Origin of the sequence: Kitasatospora sp. NPDC101447 (genome assembly GCF_044767225.1) — a bacterium.
Taxonomy (GTDB): Bacteria; Actinomycetota; Actinomycetes; order Streptomycetales; family Streptomycetaceae; genus Kitasatospora.
The window spans coordinates 44,985-62,446 of the sequence record NZ_JBIWNL010000028.1 but is presented as its reverse complement, the minus strand read 5'-3'; the positions used below and the strand labels follow the sequence as shown (position 1 = coordinate 62,446).

The 17,462-nt window shown below is 72.6% G+C and carries 12 protein-coding genes and 1 tRNA gene; 4 read left to right on the top strand and 9 right to left on the bottom strand.

Going from position 1 to position 17,462, the window contains the following annotated elements:
- Position 1: 1 nt before the first annotated feature.
- The 3 genes from metG to rsmI all read right to left on the bottom strand — a co-directional run bounded on the left by metG (position 2) and on the right by rsmI (position 3,224).
- On the bottom strand, positions 2–1,624 hold the full coding sequence (gene metG / locus ACIRST_RS30570; RefSeq protein WP_350525981.1) for a methionine--tRNA ligase: 1,623 nt from the start codon (positions 1,622–1,624) through the stop codon (positions 2–4).
- 84 nt (positions 1,625–1,708) lie between these two features.
- Positions 1,709–2,119: a hypothetical protein gene (locus ACIRST_RS30565; protein ID WP_350525980.1), complete on the bottom strand. Its 411-nt coding sequence runs from the start codon at positions 2,117–2,119 to the stop codon at positions 1,709–1,711.
- A gap of 235 nt (positions 2,120–2,354) precedes the next feature.
- Entirely contained in the window at positions 2,355–3,224 is an 870-nt protein-coding gene (gene rsmI, locus ACIRST_RS30560; protein ID WP_350525979.1) for a 16S rRNA (cytidine(1402)-2'-O)-methyltransferase, read from the bottom strand.
- A 96-nt stretch (positions 3,225–3,320) separates the two neighbouring features.
- Here rsmI and ACIRST_RS30555 point away from each other — a divergent pair, with 96 nt between their 5' ends.
- Together ACIRST_RS30555 and ACIRST_RS30550 are read left to right on the top strand one after the other, a co-directional pair.
- Entirely contained in the window at positions 3,321–5,123 is a 1,803-nt protein-coding gene (locus tag ACIRST_RS30555; RefSeq protein ID WP_402806065.1) for a dolichyl-phosphate-mannose--protein mannosyltransferase, read from the top strand.
- A 219-nt stretch (positions 5,124–5,342) separates the two neighbouring features.
- Positions 5,343–7,103: a penicillin-binding transpeptidase domain-containing protein gene (locus ACIRST_RS30550; RefSeq protein ID WP_350525977.1), complete on the top strand. Its 1,761-nt coding sequence runs from the start codon at positions 5,343–5,345 to the stop codon at positions 7,101–7,103.
- 27 nt (positions 7,104–7,130) lie between these two features.
- Here the strand turns inward: ACIRST_RS30550 and ACIRST_RS30545 are convergent, their stop codons facing one another.
- Together ACIRST_RS30545 and ACIRST_RS30540 are read right to left on the bottom strand one after the other, a co-directional pair.
- A complete protein-coding gene (locus ACIRST_RS30545) occupies positions 7,131–8,540 on the bottom strand; it encodes a glycosyltransferase 87 family protein (protein ID WP_350525976.1) in 1,410 nt (469 codons plus the stop codon).
- Between the two features lie 128 nt (positions 8,541–8,668).
- Positions 8,669–10,159, bottom strand: coding sequence for an amino acid permease (locus ACIRST_RS30540; protein ID WP_402806060.1), 1,491 nt, complete (start codon positions 10,157–10,159; stop codon positions 8,669–8,671).
- Between the two features lie 471 nt (positions 10,160–10,630).
- Here ACIRST_RS30540 and ACIRST_RS30535 point away from each other — a divergent pair, with 471 nt between their 5' ends.
- Both ACIRST_RS30535 and ACIRST_RS30530 read left to right on the top strand, forming a co-directional pair.
- Positions 10,631–11,962 (top strand): VWA domain-containing protein, encoded by a 1,332-nt coding sequence (locus tag ACIRST_RS30535; RefSeq protein WP_396552462.1) that lies wholly within the window; start codon positions 10,631–10,633, stop codon positions 11,960–11,962.
- Between the two features lie 2 nt (positions 11,963–11,964).
- Positions 11,965–12,828, top strand: coding sequence for a peptidase (locus tag ACIRST_RS30530; protein WP_350525973.1), 864 nt, complete (start codon positions 11,965–11,967; stop codon positions 12,826–12,828).
- Positions 12,829–12,915: 87 nt separating this feature from the next.
- Here the strand turns inward: ACIRST_RS30530 and ACIRST_RS30525 are convergent, their stop codons facing one another.
- From ACIRST_RS30525 to ACIRST_RS30510, 4 genes are all read right to left on the bottom strand, one after another.
- Positions 12,916–14,532: a DUF2079 domain-containing protein gene (locus tag ACIRST_RS30525; RefSeq protein WP_402806057.1), complete on the bottom strand. Its 1,617-nt coding sequence runs from the start codon at positions 14,530–14,532 to the stop codon at positions 12,916–12,918.
- A gap of 72 nt (positions 14,533–14,604) precedes the next feature.
- Positions 14,605–15,798, bottom strand: a complete 1,194-nt coding sequence (locus ACIRST_RS30520) for a glycosyltransferase 87 family protein (protein WP_396552459.1) — start codon at positions 15,796–15,798, stop codon at positions 14,605–14,607.
- A gap of 360 nt (positions 15,799–16,158) precedes the next feature.
- Positions 16,159–16,232, bottom strand: a tRNA-Ala gene (locus ACIRST_RS30515).
- An 81-nt stretch (positions 16,233–16,313) separates the two neighbouring features.
- Positions 16,314–17,318, bottom strand: a complete 1,005-nt coding sequence (locus tag ACIRST_RS30510) for a hypothetical protein (RefSeq protein WP_402806055.1) — start codon at positions 17,316–17,318, stop codon at positions 16,314–16,316.
- Between the last annotated feature and the right edge of the window lie 144 nt (positions 17,319–17,462).

Here is a 17,462-nt window from a genome sequence, read left to right as displayed (position 1 = left end):
GTCAGGCGGCCGGCTTCTCTTCGAGGCGCGGGAAGAGGATCTCGCCCTTGGTGACGGTGGCGCCGGCGGGCAGCCGGCCCCAGTCGGCCACGGTGGCGATGGTCTGCGCGGACAGCGCGCCCAGCCCGGCGGCGTCGGCGCCGAGCGAGGCCCACAGCTTCTCGGCGGTGGACGGCATCACCGGGTTGAGCAGGACGGCGGTGGCGCGCAGCGACTCGGCGGCGGTGTAGAGGATGGTCGCGAGGCGCGCCCGGCCCTCCTCCGAGTCGTCCTTGGCGACCTTCCAGGGCTCCTGCTCGGTGATGTAGCCGTTGACCTGCTTGACGAACTCGAAGATCGCCGCCAGGCCGCCGGCGAAGTCCAGCTCCTCGCCGATCTTCCGGTCGGCCGTCTCGACGGCCTTGGCCAGCCCGTCCGCGACGGCCTGCTCGGCGTCACCGGGCGCGGTGGCGGCGGGCAGCGCCCCGTCGAAGTACTTGCCGACCATCGCGGCGACCCGGGAGGCCAGGTTGCCGAAGTCGTTGGCGAGCTCGGAGGTGTAGCGGGCGGTGAAGTCCTCCCAGGAGAACGAGCCGTCCGTGCCGAACGGGATCGCCCGCAGGAAGTAGTAGCGGTACGCGTCCACGCCGAAGTGCGAGGTCAGGTCGGTGGGCGCGATGCCGGTCAGGTTGGACTTCGACATCTTCTCGCCGCCGACCATCAGCCAGCCGTTGGCCACGACGCGCTTGGGCAGCGGCAGGCCGGCCGCCATCAGCATGGCGGGCCAGATGACGGCGTGGAAGCGGAGGATGTCCTTGCCGACCAGGTGGACGGAGGCCGGCCACAGCTCGGCGAAGCGCTCCGGGTCGCTGCCGTAGCCGGCCGCGGTGATGTAGTTCTGCAGCGCGTCGACCCACACGTAGAGGACGTGCTTCTCGTCCCAGGGCAGCGGCACGCCCCAGTTGAAGGTGGAGCGGGAGATCGAGAGGTCCTGCAGGCCCTGCTCGACGAACCGCAGCACCTCGTTGCGGGCGGACTCGGGGGCGATGAAGCCGGGGTTCGCGGCGTAGAACTCCAGCAGCTTCTCGCCGTAGGCCGACAGCCGGAAGAAGTAGTTCTCCTCCTCCAGCCACTCCACCGGCTTCTTGTGGATCGGGCAGAGCTTCTCGTCCGCGGTGGCGCCGTCGAGCAGCTCGTTGGGGAGCTTGTACTCCTCGCAGCCGACGCAGTACGGGCCGGAGTAGCCGCCCTTGTAGATCTCGCCCTTGTCGTACAGGTCCTGGACGAACTCCTGCACGCGGTCGGTGTGGCGCTGCTGGGTGGTGCGGATGAAGTCGTCGTTGGCGATCTCCAGGTGCTCCCAGAGCGGCTTCCAGGCCTCCTCGACCAGCTTGTCGCACCACTCCTGCGGGCTGACGCCGTTCGCCTCGGCGGTCCGCATGATCTTCTGACCGTGCTCGTCGGTGCCGGTCAGGTACCACACCTTCTCGCCGCGCTGGCGGTGCCAGCGGGTGAGGACGTCGCCCGCCACGGTGGTGTACGCGTGGCCCAGGTGCGGGCGATCGTTGACGTAGTAGATCGGGGTGGAAACGTAGTACGCCGGGGCGCTCGTCCCGGTGGTGCTGTGGTCTGCAGTGGCCGCCATGGTCGGAAAGCTTAGTCGGGCGGGCGGACCGCCCTCGACCGAGTTCCGTCCCGGTCGGGGGCGGTCCGTCCCTGCCCTGCGGCGTCAGCCCAGGAGCCGTGCCCAGAACCGGGCCCAGCGTCCGCGCGGCTTGGCGGGCTCGGTCGCCGGGGGCGGCCCGGCCGGCTCGGCGTGCGCCGGGTAGCCGGGGGAGTGGTGCCAGAGCTGGTCGGCGGAGGCCACCCGGCCCTCGCGCATGATCCGGACGGTGTGGCCACCGCACCCGGGGCAGGTCGGCTTGAGGAGCGGGGACGGCACCCGGACACCGTTGGCGTGGTACTCGAACACGACGTGCCCGTCCTTGGCCGCGTGGTGCTCGATGTCGTACGCCTGCTCCCATCCGTACCCGCAGCGCAGGCACGCGAAGGAGTAGGCCTCCCGTACGGTCTCGACGGGAGTGTGCCCGCGGCCGGCCAGGCCCGCGGTGCTCAGGGGGCTACCGATCGTCTCGCTCATAGCCGTCTCCCAGCGCCCGCCGGGCGCTCGCCCGGCTGGGTCTTTCCTTTCCAGGAAATGCCCGGACCACCTCGGCCGACGCCCCACTTGTGAAGACTTGGATGCGGGTTGGGGAGCCCTATACGAAGGGCCTCCCCGGGACCGAAAACCGCGACCGAAACTTCAGCTCCACGGGCGTTTACCGGGGCCTTCCCTCCAAGGTACGACTACCCGTGCGCAACGCAACCCCCGGATTTCACCCCTTTTTCAGGCCCGGGTCCAGGCCCTCCTTCTTGGCCGCCACGACGGCGTCGAACACCTCGCGCTTGGGCAGCGAGAGCTCGACCGCGACTGCCGCGATGGCCTCCTTGCGCCGCTCCCCCGCCTCCTCGCGCACGGCCACCAGCCGGGCCAGCTCGGCCGGGGTCAGCTCCTGCGGCGCGGCCGGCGGGGCGCCGGCGACGACGACGGTGATCTCGCCCTTGACGCCGTCGGCCGCCCAGGCCGCCAGCTCGCCGATCGGCCCGCGCTTGACCTCCTCGTAGGTCTTGGTGAGCTCGCGGCAGACGGCGGCCGGGCGTTCCGGTCCGAACGCCTCGGCCATCGCGGCCAGCGCCTCGGCGATGCGGTGCGGCGCCTCGAAGAAGACCATGGTGCGCGGCTCGGCGGCGATCGAGGCGAGCTGCCGGGCCCGGTCGCCGGTCTTGCGCGGGAGGAAACCCTCGAAGGTGAAGCGGTCGACCGGGAGGCCGGACAGCGCGAGCGCGGTGAGCACCGCGGACGGTCCGGGCACCGCGGTGACCTTGACGTCCGCCTCGACGGCCGCGGCGACCAGCCGGTAGCCGGGGTCGGAGACCGAGGGCATGCCGGCGTCGGTGACCAGCAGCACCCGGGCACCGCCTGTCAGTGCTTCGACGAGTTCGGGGGTGCGACCGACCTCGTTGCCCTCGAAGTAGGAGACGACCCGGCCGGCCGGGGTCACCCCGAGCGCCTGGGTGAGCCGGCGCAGCCGGCGGGTGTCCTCGGCCGCGATGACGTCCGCCGTGGCCAGTTCGTGGACCAGTCGGGGCGGGGCGTCCGAGACGTCGCCGATGGGGGTGCCTGCGAGAACCAAAACTCCTGTCACGTCCCCCATCCTTCCAGCTGCCGCCGCGCGGGGCTTTTGGTGATGATTCGGGCAGCTTCCGAGGGAGCGGACGCCCGTGCGAAGAGCGCGCCTACGATGTGGCGGATGAACGGCGACACGGCGGCCCAGACGTCCACCGGTACGGACCACTCCGCGTGGGGCGGCGTCGGCCTGCCGTCCCCGCGCCCGGCGGAGTCCGTCGCCGCCCCCGCGGCGCCGACCTGGCGCGAGCGGCTGGCCGGCCACGGCTACCGCGCCCGCCCGACGGTGCCCCTGGCCGAGCGCCTGGTGCCGCCGATGCCGGACGGCCCCGGGGTGACCCCGCGCGACGTGCCGCAGTCGCCGCTGCTGCTGCGGCTCGGCATCTCGCTGCCGCAGGGCCTCTGGTACTTCCTGTGCCGCTGGTCCGGCTGGCTGGGCCCGATCGCGGTGGCGGTGTTCGCCGGGCTCCTGCGGTTCACCGACCTGGGCCGGCCGAACGCGATCATCTTCGACGAGACGTACTACGCCAAGGACGCGTACGCGCTCTGGCAGGGCGGCTACGAGATCAGCTGGCCCGAGGACGCCAACACGACGATCATGACGCCGGGCGCGGCCGTCCCGTACCGGGAGACGGCCTCGTACGTGGTGCACCCGCCGGTGGGCAAGTGGATCATCGGCTTCGGCGAGCAGCTGTTCGGCATGAACCCCTTCGGCTGGCGCTTCGCGGTGGCCCTGCTCGGCACCCTGTCGGTGCTGATGCTGGCCCGGATCGCCCGCCGGATGTTCCGGTCGACCCTGCTGGGCTGCGTGGCCGGCCTGCTGCTCTCGGTGGACGGCCTGCACCTGGTCCTCAGCCGGGCCGCCCTGCTCGACCTGGTGGTGATGTTCTGGATCGTCGCCGCCTTCGGCTTCCTGCTGCTGGACCGCGACCGGACCAGGGGCGTACTGGCCGGGAAGCTGGGCGGGGTCGAGAACGCCGGGCTCGCCCAGCGGGTGAACCTGGGCTGGCGCCCGTACCGGATCGCGGCCGGCGTCTGCATCGGCCTGACCTGCGCCACCAAGTGGAGCGGCCTGTACGTGATGGCGGCCTTCGGCCTGATGAGCGTGCTCTGGGACGTCGGCGCCCGCCGCCTGGCCGGCGCCCCGCACCCGTTCCGGGCGGTGCTCGCCCGGGACGTGGTGCCGGCCTTCTTCTCGGTCGTCGTGGTCTCGCTGTCGGTCTACGTCGCGTCCTGGTGGGGCTGGTTCGCCAGCAGCAACGCCCCGGGGAAGGGCGGCTGGGGCCGGGACTGGGCGGTCGGTCGCTCCACGGACTTCCCGTGGATACCCGAGGGCCTGCGCGCCCTGTGGCACTACCACTCGACGGTCTACGAGTTCCACACCCACCTGAGCGACCCGCACACCTACCAGTCCAACCCCTGGTCCTGGCTGGTGCTGGGCCGGCCGGTCTCCTTCTACTACGAGTCCGCCAAGCAGGGACAGGCCGGCTGCACCGTCGCCGACTGCGCCCGCGAGGTGCTGGGCATCGGCACCCCGCTGCTGTGGTGGACGGCCGTGGTGGCCCTGGTCTACTGCCTGTGGCGCTGGGCGTTCCGGCGGGACTGGCGGGCCGGCGCGCTGCTGTGCGGCCTGGCCGCGGGCTACCTGCCGTGGTTCGCCTACCAGCAGCGGACGATCTTCCTCTTCTACGCGGTGGTCTTCGTCCCGTTCCTGGTGCTCGCGGTGACGATGCTGGTCGGCGCCCTGATCGGCCCGCCCGGCGCCTCCCGGGACCGCCGGATCATCGGCTCCGCGACGGCCGGCCTGCTGGTGCTGCTGATCGTCTGGAACTTCCTGTTCTTCTTCCCGCTCTTCACCGGCCAGACCATCCCGCTGGACGACTGGCGCCGCCGGATGTGGTTCAACAGCTGGATCTGAGCACCGGGCTTGCCCCCCCCCGGACGGCCGGCCGCGCGCTCCGGCCGACACCGTGTCCCCCCGAATCGTCCGTATGCGGTGCACGACACGTACCAGATCCGTCACAAGTCCCGGGCGTTTCGTCGGCGCACCGATTCCGCCTGCCTAGGGTGGGGGCGTAACGCGTTTCCGGCTCCGGCCGGTTGCGCCCGGCCGCGAGACCCCTGGGGGAACTGCACCATGCGCAGTGGCGCGAAGATCGGCATCATCACCGGCGTGTCCATCGTCGTCCTCGCGGGCGGCGGTTACGCCGCGTACAGCCTGATGGGCGGCTCGGATTCCGGCGGCGCCAAGCCCCGCACGGTGGTCGCCGAACCGCCCTCGGCCGATCAGGCGGCGGCCGGCGCGAAGGACTTCCTGGCGGCCTGGGCGTCCGGCGACATCGCCAAGGCGGCCTCGCTGACCGACGACCCGGCCGCGGCCACCACCGCGCTGACCGCCTTCCGTGACCAGGTGAAGCCGAGCGCGCTGACCCTCACCCCGACCGGTCCGACCACCCAGCAGGTCTTCACCGCGGCCACCGGCAGCCCGGCCCCGGCCAAGCCCGCCGCCGGGGCCTCCGCGACGCCGTCGGCCGGCAGCACCCCGGGCGCCACCGACTCGCCGTCCGCCACCGCAGCCCCCGGGCCCACCGGCACGCTGATGAGCTTCAAGGCCCGCGCCGAGTTCGAGGGCACCAACCGGGCCTGGGACTACCAGGGCTTCCTGGGCGTCGTGAAGATGAGCGACAACACCCCGGCCGTGCACTGGGCGCCGACGGTGATCCACCCCCACCTGTCCGGCAACGAGACGATCGCCGTCCAGCAGGTCTTCGCCCCGCCGTCCACCGTGGTGGACCGCAACGGCAAGCCGCTGCAGGCGGCCTCGCTCACCCCGGCACTGATGGCCACCGTGCAGGACAACGCCCAGAAGCTGCTCCCGCCGGACCCGACCCGGGACCAGGACTCCGGCAAGGCCGTGGTGATCAACGATCCGGCCGGCAAGGCCGCCGCGGACAAGCTCTTCACCATCGTCGAGCCGAAGCCCGGCAAGCCGTTCAAGGTGACCATCGACAGCACCGTCCAGGCCGCCGCCGAGAAGGCGATGACCGACCTCGGCAGCAAGCCCGGCTCCATCGTGGCGATCGAGCCGAGCACCGGCCAGGTGCTGGCCTTCGCCAACTCGCCCGCCAACGGTCAGAACCGGGCCTTCACCGGGCTGCTCGCGCCGGGTTCGACGATGAAGATCGTCACCTCGGCGGCGCTGCTGGAGGCCGGGATCAACCCGGACAGCGTGGTGGCCTGCCCCGAGAAGAGCAGCAACTCGGTCCCGATCCCCAACGACTTCCCGGGTGCGTTCCCGAACAACACGCTCCAGCAGGACTTCATGGTGTCCTGCAACACCGCCTTCATCAACCAGGGTCTGACCAGCCTCAAGCCGGAGACGCTGTCCGCCACGGCCAAGGACGTGTTCGGCATCGGCCTGGAGTGGAAGACCGGCCTGCCGAACGCCGACGGCAAGGTTCCGCCGACGCCGGGCAGCAAGGACGAGCAGGCCATGAACTACATCGGCCAGGGCAAGGTCCAGATGAACCCGCTGGCCATCGCCTCGATCACCGCCACCGTCCAGAGCGGGGCGTTCAAGCAGCCGATCCTGGTGGCCGGTCTGCCGCAGCAGGCGGCGGCCCGCCAGATCTCGCCGGACGTCGCCGGCAAGCTGCGCGCGATGATGAACGCCACCGCGGTCGGCGGTACGGCCAGCCAGGTGATGGCCGGGATCACCGACAACGCGGGCGCCAAGACCGGCTCCGCCGAGGTCCAGGGCGCGTCCACCACCAACAGCTGGTTCACCGCCTTCCGCGGCAACATCGCGGTGGCCGCCGAGGTCCAGGGCGGCGGCCACGGCGTCGACGCGGCCGGCCCGGCGGTGGCCTCCCTCCTGAAGGCCGCCGCCGGCCGCTAGCAGCCTCCGTCCCGAGCCCGCCCCGCCTCAGCTCCGCGGCAGGGCGGGCTCCGGCGTCTCCGGCACCCGGCCGGGCGGGGCGGGGCGCCGGCTGCTCCAGCGCCGGGCCGCCAGCCGGGGCCAGATCATCAGCACCACCGGCAGCGCGAGGTACCCGAACCGCCCGGCCGGGGCGAGCATGAAGGCGATCGCCAGCCCGGCGGCCAGCAGGTCGGCCGCGGCGATCGCGGAGACCGGCGGCCGGGCCAGCAGCCAGATCGCCACCCCGACCAGGGCCACGGTCATCAGGGCCAGCGAGATGGTGTGCCCGGTCGGCCCGAAGCCGGCCAGCACCTTGCCGGGCAGCGGACTGCCCGCCGGGGTGCGGATCGCGGTCATCCCGAGCGGGAAGCGCACCACCTGTTCGCGCAGCGCGTCCGCCTGGGTCAGGACGGACGGCAGGATCACCGCCGTGCTCACCCCGACCCCGATCAGTGCGGTCCGGGCGGCGGGCCGGCGGCCGTACAGCCGCCAGAGCAGCAGGACGGCGACCGGCAGCGCGGGCCAGGCCGTCCACTTCAGGGTGCAGGCGAGGGCGAGCACCAGCCCGGCGCCGACGGTGCGGTCCCGCTCGGCGAGCGCCATGGCCAGGCAGCAGACGCCGATCAGCGGCAGGTCCACCCCGCCGACCACCAGGGCGAGCGCTATCAGCGGCGAGGCGGTGAGGACGGCCAGCGGCAGCAGCGGCGCGCGGTCCCTGGAGGGCCGCAGCAGGCGCCAGGCGGCCAGCAGGCAGGCGAAGAAGGTGAGCGCGAACCAGATCCGGGCGTCCCCGGCGACCCTGGCGAAGGCGGTGGAGTCGCCGAGCACTTGGCGCGGCAGCCCGAACAGGGCCATCGCTGGCAGGTACGGGTTGTAGTCGGTGACCACCACCGGGTGGGGCAGGTAGGCGTCGCCGGTGGTGAGCAGCAGGTGGGCCGAGCGTTCGACCACCATGACCTCGGACTGGTGGCGGCCGTGCAGGGCGAGCAGTCCGAGCGGTACGAGGACGGCGCCGACGAGGGCGACCGCGGCGGCCGCGTGGGCCGCGAAGCGCCGCGGCAGGGTCAGGCAGAGCAGCCCGGCCAGGGCGTAGGCGGGGGCCGCGATCAGGCCCCACAGCCGCTGGTTGGCCAGGTCGGAGACCAGCGGGAAGGCGGCGGCCCAGCCGGCGGCGATCAGGCAGCCGAGGAGTTGGACGGACCGCAGCGAGGCGAGTCCGGCGGGATTCAGTCGTTCGGGCGTGGGCGGAAAGGTGCTTTCGCCACGCTGGCGGGGGAAGGGGCGGACCGAGAAGCCTCTCGGCGGTCGTCCGGGTCTGGACGACGTCTCGGTCACGAAGGTCTGCGCCGGCGTTCTGCGGCGGCCGGTGAAGCGGCCGCCTGGGCGGGAGTAGCCGGGCGTGCGGGTGCTCACCATGGTGGAAGGTTATGGGTGTGGGCCCGGCCCTGTCGCCATGGCGTGGGGCACTGGGCGGGTGATGGCACGAAAAGGGCCGCCGGGTGTCCAGTCGGTCGGCGGCCCTTCACGTCGGATTCGCCTGCGGGTCAGCCGGCGGTCTGGTCGGCCGCGACTGCCGGTTCCTCGGCCTGCTCCAGGCGCGAGTGCTTGATGCTGTAGCCGAAGTACACGACCACGGCGACGGCGAGGGCGATCGCGCCGGCCCGGAAGGTGTCGGCGTGCAGGCCGGTGATCAGGTAGATGCAGAAGGCGACGCTGACCAGCGGGACGACCGGGTAGCCGGGCACCTTGAAGCCGCGCGGCAGGTCGGGCTGGGTGCGGCGCAGCACGATCACGCCGATCGAGACGACCGAGAAGGCGATGAGCGTCCCGAGGCTGGTGATGTCGGCCAGGACGTTCAGCGGGATGAACGCGGCCAGCGCGCCCACGCCGAGGCCGACCACGATGGTGTTCCAGACCGGGGTGCCGGTGCGCGGGGAGAGCTGGGCGAAGCGCTTGGGCAGCATGCCGTCGCGGCCCATCGAGTACAGGATGCGGGTCTGGCCGTAGATCACCACGAGGGTGATGCTGAAGATCGAGAGGATCGCGCCGATCGCGAAGACCATCGCGGGCCAGCTCTGGCCGGTGATGTCCTGGAGGATCTGGGCGAGGCCGGCCTCCTGGCCGTCGAACTTGTCCCAGGGCTGGGCGCCGATGCCGGCCAGCGCGACCAGGATGTAGAGCACGGTCACCACGACCAGCGAGATGATGATCGCCAGCGGCAGGGTGCGGCGCGGGTTCTTGACCTCCTCACCGGCGGTGGACACGGCGTCCAGGCCGATGAAGGAGAAGAAGATGCTGGACGCGGCGACCTGCACGCCGCCGATGCCGAGCGGCATGAACGGGGTCAGGTTGCCGGAGTGGAAGCCGGTCAGGGCCACGCCGATGAACAGCAGCAGGATGACGATCTTGATCGCGACCATGGCCGCGTTGACCTTCACCGACTCGCTGACGCCGCGGATCAGCAGGACGCAGACCATCGCGACCAGCAGCAGCGCCGGCAGGTTGAACCAGTGGGTGCTGTCCGGCGCGCCGGCGAGCTGCTCGGGGATCTTGAACCCGAAGGCCAGGTCGAGGAACTTGTTCAGGTACTCGGCCCAGCTGACGGCGATCGCGGAGGCGGAGACGCCGTACTCCATCAGCAGGCAGATGCCGACGCCGAAGGCCACGCCCTCGCCGAGGGTGGCGTAGGCGTAGGAGTACGAGGAGCCGGAGACCGGGATCGCGGAGGCCATCTCGGCGTAGCAGAGCGCGGTGAGTCCGGCGGTGACCGCGGCGATCACGAAGGACAGGATCACGGCCGGGCCGGCCGAGGGCACCGCGGTGTTCAGCACGAAGAAGATGCCGGTGCCGATGGTGGCGCCGATGCCGATCGAGGAGAGCTGCCAGAGGCCGATCGAGCGGCGCAGGTGGATGCCGGAGCGACCGCCCTCCTCGGGCGCGCCGGCCGGAAGGGCGTCGCGCCCCTCGCTCTCCGCGATCAGTGTCGAGACGGGCTTGCGTCGCAGCAGACGCGCACCAAGGGTGTTGCTGGCCAAAACTGCGGTCCTTCTAGACGGGGGAGGGTGTGGTGTCGGCTGGCCACCCGACACCACCGATGGGAGTCATTGCGGACCAACCGAACAAAGATGGGACAGTACCCGGCGAAAGCACCAGTGTCGCAAACGAACAGTCCGGGTACGCGCATTGTCCAAATCGGCACATATCGATGCACAAACCGGACACTTCGCAAACGGCGCATCTACCGGCGAGCAGCTAAAGCAGCAGCTCAGAGCCGTTCCGGGGGCCGGGATGCATCCGCCGAGCACCGCCGGGACCAATGAGGCGGGCGCTGCGCAGCCGCGGCCCTCCCGCACGGCCCGGCCCGACGGCCCGGTCGACCGCGCGCGCACGAAGCCCGGGCGGGCGCCGATTCGCCGCCCCCGTGCCGGAGTTCACGCCGGAGCGGCCCGACGCACGGTCCGGACTCGTTTCGCCACGGCGAACTGATGATCCCTAGGATCGGCCGGGTGACTACCGGACGACGACCACAGACCAGGCTCGGCAGCCTGCTGGCCGCCCTGGCGATAACGGGCGCCTCGCTGCTCCTCGGCCTGCCCGCCCACGCCGACGAACCATCAGCCGGCGCCGCCCCAGCCCCCAAGGAGGCCCCCCGGGTCGACCTCGTCCTGGACGTCAGCGGCTCCATGACCGCCACCGACATCCAGGGCAAGAGCCGCATCTCGGTGGCCCAGCAGTCGCTGAACGAGGTGATCGACGCGCTGCCCGCGGAGACCGAGTTCGGCATCCGCACGCTGGGCGCGACCTACCCCGGCAACGACAAGAACCTCGGCTGCCAGGACACCAAGCAGCTCTTCCCGGTCGGGAAGACCAACAAGGTCGAGGCCAAGACCGCGGTCGCCACCCTGCGGCCCACCGGCTGGACCCCGATCGGCCTGGCCCTGCGCGGCGCCGCCCAGGACCTCGGCAAGGGCGAGACCACCCGCCGGGTGGTGCTGATCACCGACGGCGAGGACACCTGCACCCCGCCCGACCCCTGTGACGTCGCCCGCGAACTCGCCTCCCAGGGCATCCACCTGGTCGTCGACACCCTCGGTCTGGCCCACGACGACAAGACCCGCCAGCAGCTGCTCTGCATCGCCAACGCGACCGGCGGCACCTACACCGACGTCCGCACCCAGGAGCAGCTCACCGACAAGGTGAAGCAGCTCGTCGACCGCTCCAACGACACCTACACGGTGACCCCGGTCAAGACCGCCGGCACCGACAAGTGCGAGAGCGCCCCGGTGCTCGCCCCGGGCGTCTACACCGACCGCGAGAAGTTCTCCGAGCACCGCGTCTACAAGGTCCCGGTCAAGGCCGGCCAGGAGCTGCGCGCCTCCGTCAGCGTCGCACTCGACCGCCCGACGGCCCGGGACTACGGCGTCCTGCTGCAGGCCACCAGCGCGACCGGCCAGGAGCTGGTCCGCGGCACCGACGCCGGCAGCAGCCGCACCGACGTGATCTCCACCGGCCTGCGCTGGTCCACCGACGACTCCAAGGGCTACGTCACGGCGAGCCCGACCTCCTCCTCGGGCTCCTCGAAGGAGAAGCCGACCACCACCGTCTGCCTGGTCGTCAGCAACTCGCTGGCCCCGCAGGCCGGCGTGCAGGCCGACCCCGGCATGCCGCTGGAGCTGACCGTGGACCTGACCTCCTCCTCGCCCGCCCCCGAGGGCGCCGCGATGGGCCTCGGCCGCGGCTGGATCCTGCTGCTCACCCTCACCCTGGCCGGCCTGGTCTTCGGCCTGCTGTTCGGCTGGATCGCACGTTGGCGGATCGCCGTCTGGCGGGAGAACTGACCATGCGTACGACGATTCGCGGCGCCCTCGCCGCCCTCGCCCTGCTGCCCGCCCTCGCCCTGGGCGCCCCGGCAGCCTCGGCCGCGCCGTCCCCCTCGGCCAGCGCGAGCGGCACCCCGGCCCCGGCCACCAAGGCCGGCACCTCCTTCCTGACGGCGGTCAACCTCTCCCCCGGCCAGGACGCCGAGGTCGCCGCCTCCACCGGCGACTACCTGTACTGGGCGTTCGGCGCCTCCGAGGGGCAGACCCCGACGGTCAAGCTGACCGTCAACCTGGCCCCGGCGACCGACCGGCACGGCCCGCAGACCTGGTCCGTCGAGGTCTTCGACGGGCTGCGCCGCCGCCAGGCCTGCACCGCCGGCACCCAGAACGCCACCGGCGACCAGAACGCCACCTCGGTGGCGCTCGACTGCACCCTGCGCGAGGTCCGCACCTGGGCCGAGCCGTGGTCCGGCGACCCGCTTCCCGGCACCTACTACGTGCGGCTGTCGGTGACCGACGTCCCGCAGCCGGACCTCGGCCTGGCCACCTCCGTCCGGCTGCACGTCGCCGCCAAGGGCGGCTCCGACAACGCCCAGCCGGAGGGCGGGGAGCTGAAGGCCCCGCTGGTCCCGCCGGTCGGCGGCGGTGCGAGCACCGCCAAGGCGGCCGCCCCGGTGGCGGAGGAGGAGCACTGGTACACCGGCTGGTTCTCCGGCTGGAACAGCCGCTGGTACTGGACGATCGGCGGCGGCTTCCTGGCCGCGCTGGCGGGCGTCCTCGGCTACAACCTGACCCGGCACCCGCACGGCCGGCGGCCGGGTCACCACGGCACCGTGCCGCCCCAGGGCTCGTACCAGAGCGGTTCCTACTCCGACCGCCCCTGACCCGCGCCCCAGCACAGCCCGAGGGCCGGCCGGAGGACTCCTCCGACCGGCCCTCGGCCGCGTCCGGACCCGAACCCGGGACGAGCGTCAGCCGCGGAAGAGGTCGTGCCCCACGTCGGACGGGACGACGTCCTGGACCGGCTTGCTGTCCGGCCCCGGCACGTGCTCGCCGGGCACGGGCTCGCCGCTCTCCCGGTGCAGCAGCACCACGCCGTCCTCGGCCCAGAGCTGCCGGTACCCGTGGTCCAGCAGCAGCCGGATCCGCGCGGCCTGCTCGGTGTCCGTGGCGAACGGGAAGGAGCGCTTGTTCGACCGGGTGAGCACGTACTCGCGCCCGCGCGGCGTGCCGTCCACCAGCACCACGTCGGTACGGGCGGTCAGCCGCGGCGCGATCTGGTTGTCGGCCTCCACCGAGGCGCCGTCCGGGATCAGCGCCGCCGCCCGCACCAGCGCGGCCTCGCTCGGCTTGGCCTCCCAGGAGGACGGCACCGCCAGCTGCACCAGCCCGATCGGCACGGCGGCCACCAGGGCGATGCCGGCCGCGCCGAGGCCCAGCCGTCGCGCCCGCCGGACGGTCCGCTCGGGCCGCTCGGTGCTGCTCAGCCGGCCCAGCACCTCGACGGCGGCCGTGAGCAGGATCGGCCAGAGCATCGAGTCGTAGTGCCGGGCGATCGACCAGTGGTTGGGGTTGCTGGACAGGATCCGCTCGGCCAGCAGCGGCACCGCGCACAGCACGGTGGCCGAGCGCAGCGGCAGCAGGAGCGTCGTCCCGAACAGCCAGAGCAGCAGCAGCGGCTTGAGCGGCTGGTCGAAGGCCGTCTGCACCAGCAGGAACGGGTTGTGCAGCAGGTGGCGCAGGGCGTCCCCGCCGTCCGTGCCGAGCGCCGCGTAGTTCCAGTAGTAGCCCGGCTCCCCGCCCATCGCCGGGATCAGCCACGTGATGGCGACCGCCGAGGCGACCGGGCCGCCCAGCAGCAGCCCGAGGCCGGTGAAGCGGCCCGCCCGGTCCCCGGTGCGGCGGGTGCGCAGCAGCACCAGCCCGTACGCCCCGACCATCAGGCCGAGGTCCTCCTTGGTGCAGCACAGCAGGACGGCGGCGAGCACCACCGTGCCGTACCGGCGGGCCAGGCCGCGCTCCAGCATCAGCAGGGTCAGCGGCACCGCGAAGGCGACCTCGTGGAAGCCGACCCGGGCGGCGACCAGCAGCGGCCAGCCGAGGGCGTGGACCAGGCCGGCCAGGTCGGCGGCCCGCCGGGCGGTGCGCGGAGGGGCGGCGGCGAAGCCGTGCGCGGCGATCCGCCGGATCAGCGGCACCCCGGCCGCGAACAGCAGCGACTGCCCGATGATCAGCGAGCGCGGGTCGTCCCAGATCCAGTACAGCGGGGCGAGCAGCGCCAGGACCGGCGAGAAGTGGTCGCCCAGCAGCGAGAAGCCGGGCGGGAACTCGTGGTGGTAGCTCTTCAGCGTGGAGACGGGCAGCCCGAAGTGGGCGTAGCCGCGCACGCCCTGGTCGAATATGCCGAGGTCGAAGCCGCCGAGCGACACCGAGGTCCAGCCCTGCAGTCCGACGGCGCACATCACCGCGAAGCAGAGCGCGGTGAGCAGCGCGGTGCGCCGGGCCGGGCCGTGCAGCAGGGCCGCGGCCGCGTTCCGGGCGGTGGGCGCGGCGGCGGGCGGCGACGGGGGTGCGGTCTGGGTGGTCACGTCAGGTCTGATCCGTCCGGTCTGGGTCCGTCGGGTCCGGTGGGGCGGGCCCGGTGGGTCGGGTCCGGTCCGTCAGGTCCGGTTCGTCAGCGCGGGATCGCGGTCGAGCTTGGCGGCCAGCAGCGCCCAGGCACCGCCGCCGGTGGCATCGACGGCCTGTCGCCGGGCGCGGTACAGCCGCACCCCGAGGACGACCAGGACGGCGATCCCGATCGGCGGGTAGATCGCGCCGGGCAGCTGCCAGTACCAGGCGACCCCGCGGCCCCAGCGGTGCGGCACCGTCCACATGACGTGGGAGAGGAACACGAGGAGGGTCACGCCGAGCAGGACCTGCCGTGCCCTGGTCCGGGCCTCGACCACCAGCAGGGCGATCAGCGGGACGCACCAGACCCAGTGGTGGGTCCAGCTGATCGGCGAGACCAGCAGGGCGGTGAACGCGGTGCAGACCCCGCCCCAGGCGTCGGCCCGGCGCAGCACCCGCGCCGAGCGCCCGGCCAGCACGGCCACCCCGAGTCCGAAGGCACCGACCAGCGCGGAGGCGGCCAGGCCGACCAGGCCCGGGTCGTTGACGTCGAGCAGCCGGCAGACGGCGCCGCGCAGCGACTGGTTGTCCACCAGGACGGTCACGCCGACCCGGCTCGGGTCCCAGAGGTACGTGGTCCAGAACCCGTACGAGGCGTCGGGCAGCAGGACCCAGCCGATCAGGCCCGCCGCCACGAACGTGCCGGCCGAGACCAGTGCGGCCCGGACCCGGCCGGTCAGGAAGAGGTAGACCGCGAACAGGCCCGGGGTGATCTTGATGGCGGTGGCCAGGCCGATGCCCACGCCCTTGAACCGGTTGCGGTCCGAGCGGGTCAGGTCCCACAGCACCAGGCAGAGGATGCCGAGGTTGACCTGGCCGTACTGGAAGGTGGTGAACACCGGCTCCAGCCAGATGCCCAGGCCGGTCGCCAGGATCACCACGGCGGGCCGGTTGTGCCTGGCCCATCCGGCCAGCTTGAGCGACAGGTGCACCGCCAGGGCGAGCAGCCCGTAGTTGAGGAGCATCACCAGCACGCGCAGGGTGCTCACGTCGAACCAGGTGCTCGGCACGAAGAGCATCGCGGCGAACGGCGGGTAGGTGGCCGGCAGGTCCCAGCCGGGCAGCCGCATCGCGTACAGGTCCTGGCCGCGGACGACGGCCTGGCCCTCGGCCCGGTAGACCAGCATGTCGACCATGGTGGCCCCGTGGGCGTGCCGGAAGCAGGCGAACACCGCCAGTGACACGGCGGCCGCGCAGGCCGCCGCGAGGGTCCAGGAATTCGATCTTCCGGTTTCCGGGGTGCCGCCGGAATCGTCCGGGCCGGACTGCCGCGCCCACCGTGTCAGACCGAACTCGCGCACCGCGATGGCACCCCGTTGAGATAGACCAGATCGTTCCGTCGTCAGCGTCTGGGCCAACCCACCATAACCGACCCCTCTGAGGCCCAAACCGCGTCAGAAACCGCCCCCGGAAGGTGTTGTGATCTCGACCACAACGGGTCGTCGGACCGACCCGTGACGACCCCCGCGCCACAAAACGCGAAATCCCGCCGGGAGTTGCCTCCCGGCGGGATTCGGTGGACCGGCCGGAGCCGATCCGTTGGGTGGAGCTGAGGGGATTCGAACCCCTGACCCCCTCGATGCGAACGAGGTGCGCTACCGGACTGCGCCACAGCCCCAACGAGAAGAAACTCTAGCACCTTTCGGAGGTGGTCCGTGACCACCCCCCGGTGGCGGCGCCGACCGGGGGGTGGTCGGGGTCATTCGTTGGCCGCGCGGGGGCGGGACTCGGTGACCTGCGGCTCCGCGTACTGGTCGAAGAGCGGGGTGCTGCGGGACTCGGCGGGGCGGCCCGCCGTCCAGGTGCCGGGGGCCGACAGGTCGAGGCCCCGGGAGACCCGGGGAGCGACCGGCGCGGTGACGTAGGTCGGCAGCGGGACGGGCACCGGCTCCCAGGAGTCCGGGCCGGCCGCGCCGCGCTCGCGCATGCCGTCGACCCACTCCTCGTGCTCGGTCGCCTCGGCCACCGCGGAGGCGGAGGGCACCGAGACGGTGACCTCCTCCGGGTCGGCGGCCAGCCGCAGGTGCGGTCGGCGCGCGGCGCGCTCCTCGGCGGGCGTGGCCGGGGCCGGCTCCGCCCCCGCCGGCGCCTCGGCCGGGGCAGCGTCGGCCGTCGGGGCCGGAACGCGCTGCTGCTCGCGCTTGCGCAGCCGTTCGGCCGCCTGGGCGGCCCGGACGCGGTCGAGCTTCACCTCGTACCGCTGGCGCTCCAGCTTGCGCAGGTGGCCGATGTACAGGGTGAGGAGGGCCGCGGGAACGGCCGGGACCCAGAGGAAGGCCAGTCCGGCCACCGCCGCGACCACCGCGCCGAGCGCGAAGCAGAGGAAGAGACCGGTGACCATCCGGCGCCGGCGGGCCAGCAGCCGCGCCCGGCGCTCGACCCCGACCTGCGGCGCCGGGGCCGGCCGTTCGGCCGCCCGCTCCGCCGGTGGTTCGGGTTCCCGCGCCGCGGGGTCGCCGGAGGCGGCCTCGTCCCGTCCGGGAGGGCCGTCGTTGCTGTGCTCGTCGTCACGCGGTTCGTCGCCCAGGGCCCGGGCTGCCCGCCGCTCCAGCGCCGAACGCCCGGCCAGCAGGCGGATGGCGGTGCTGAAGCGTTCCGTCGGGCGCGCCTCGTTGAGTTCGTCCTGCCTGCGGAGCCACATCGGCACCAGATAGGCGGCCCAGGCCCCTACGATGACGGCGTAGATAAGGCCGCTACTGCTCACGATTCACACCGTACGGGCGCCGGGAAGGCCTGGCAGCAATTTGGCCCGGCGTGTCGTGTGATCAAGCTGATTCTCCGACTATTTTGCCGGTATTTGTGACGGTCCGCCACCGGGCCGATGCCATATCGATATTTCATTCGAACA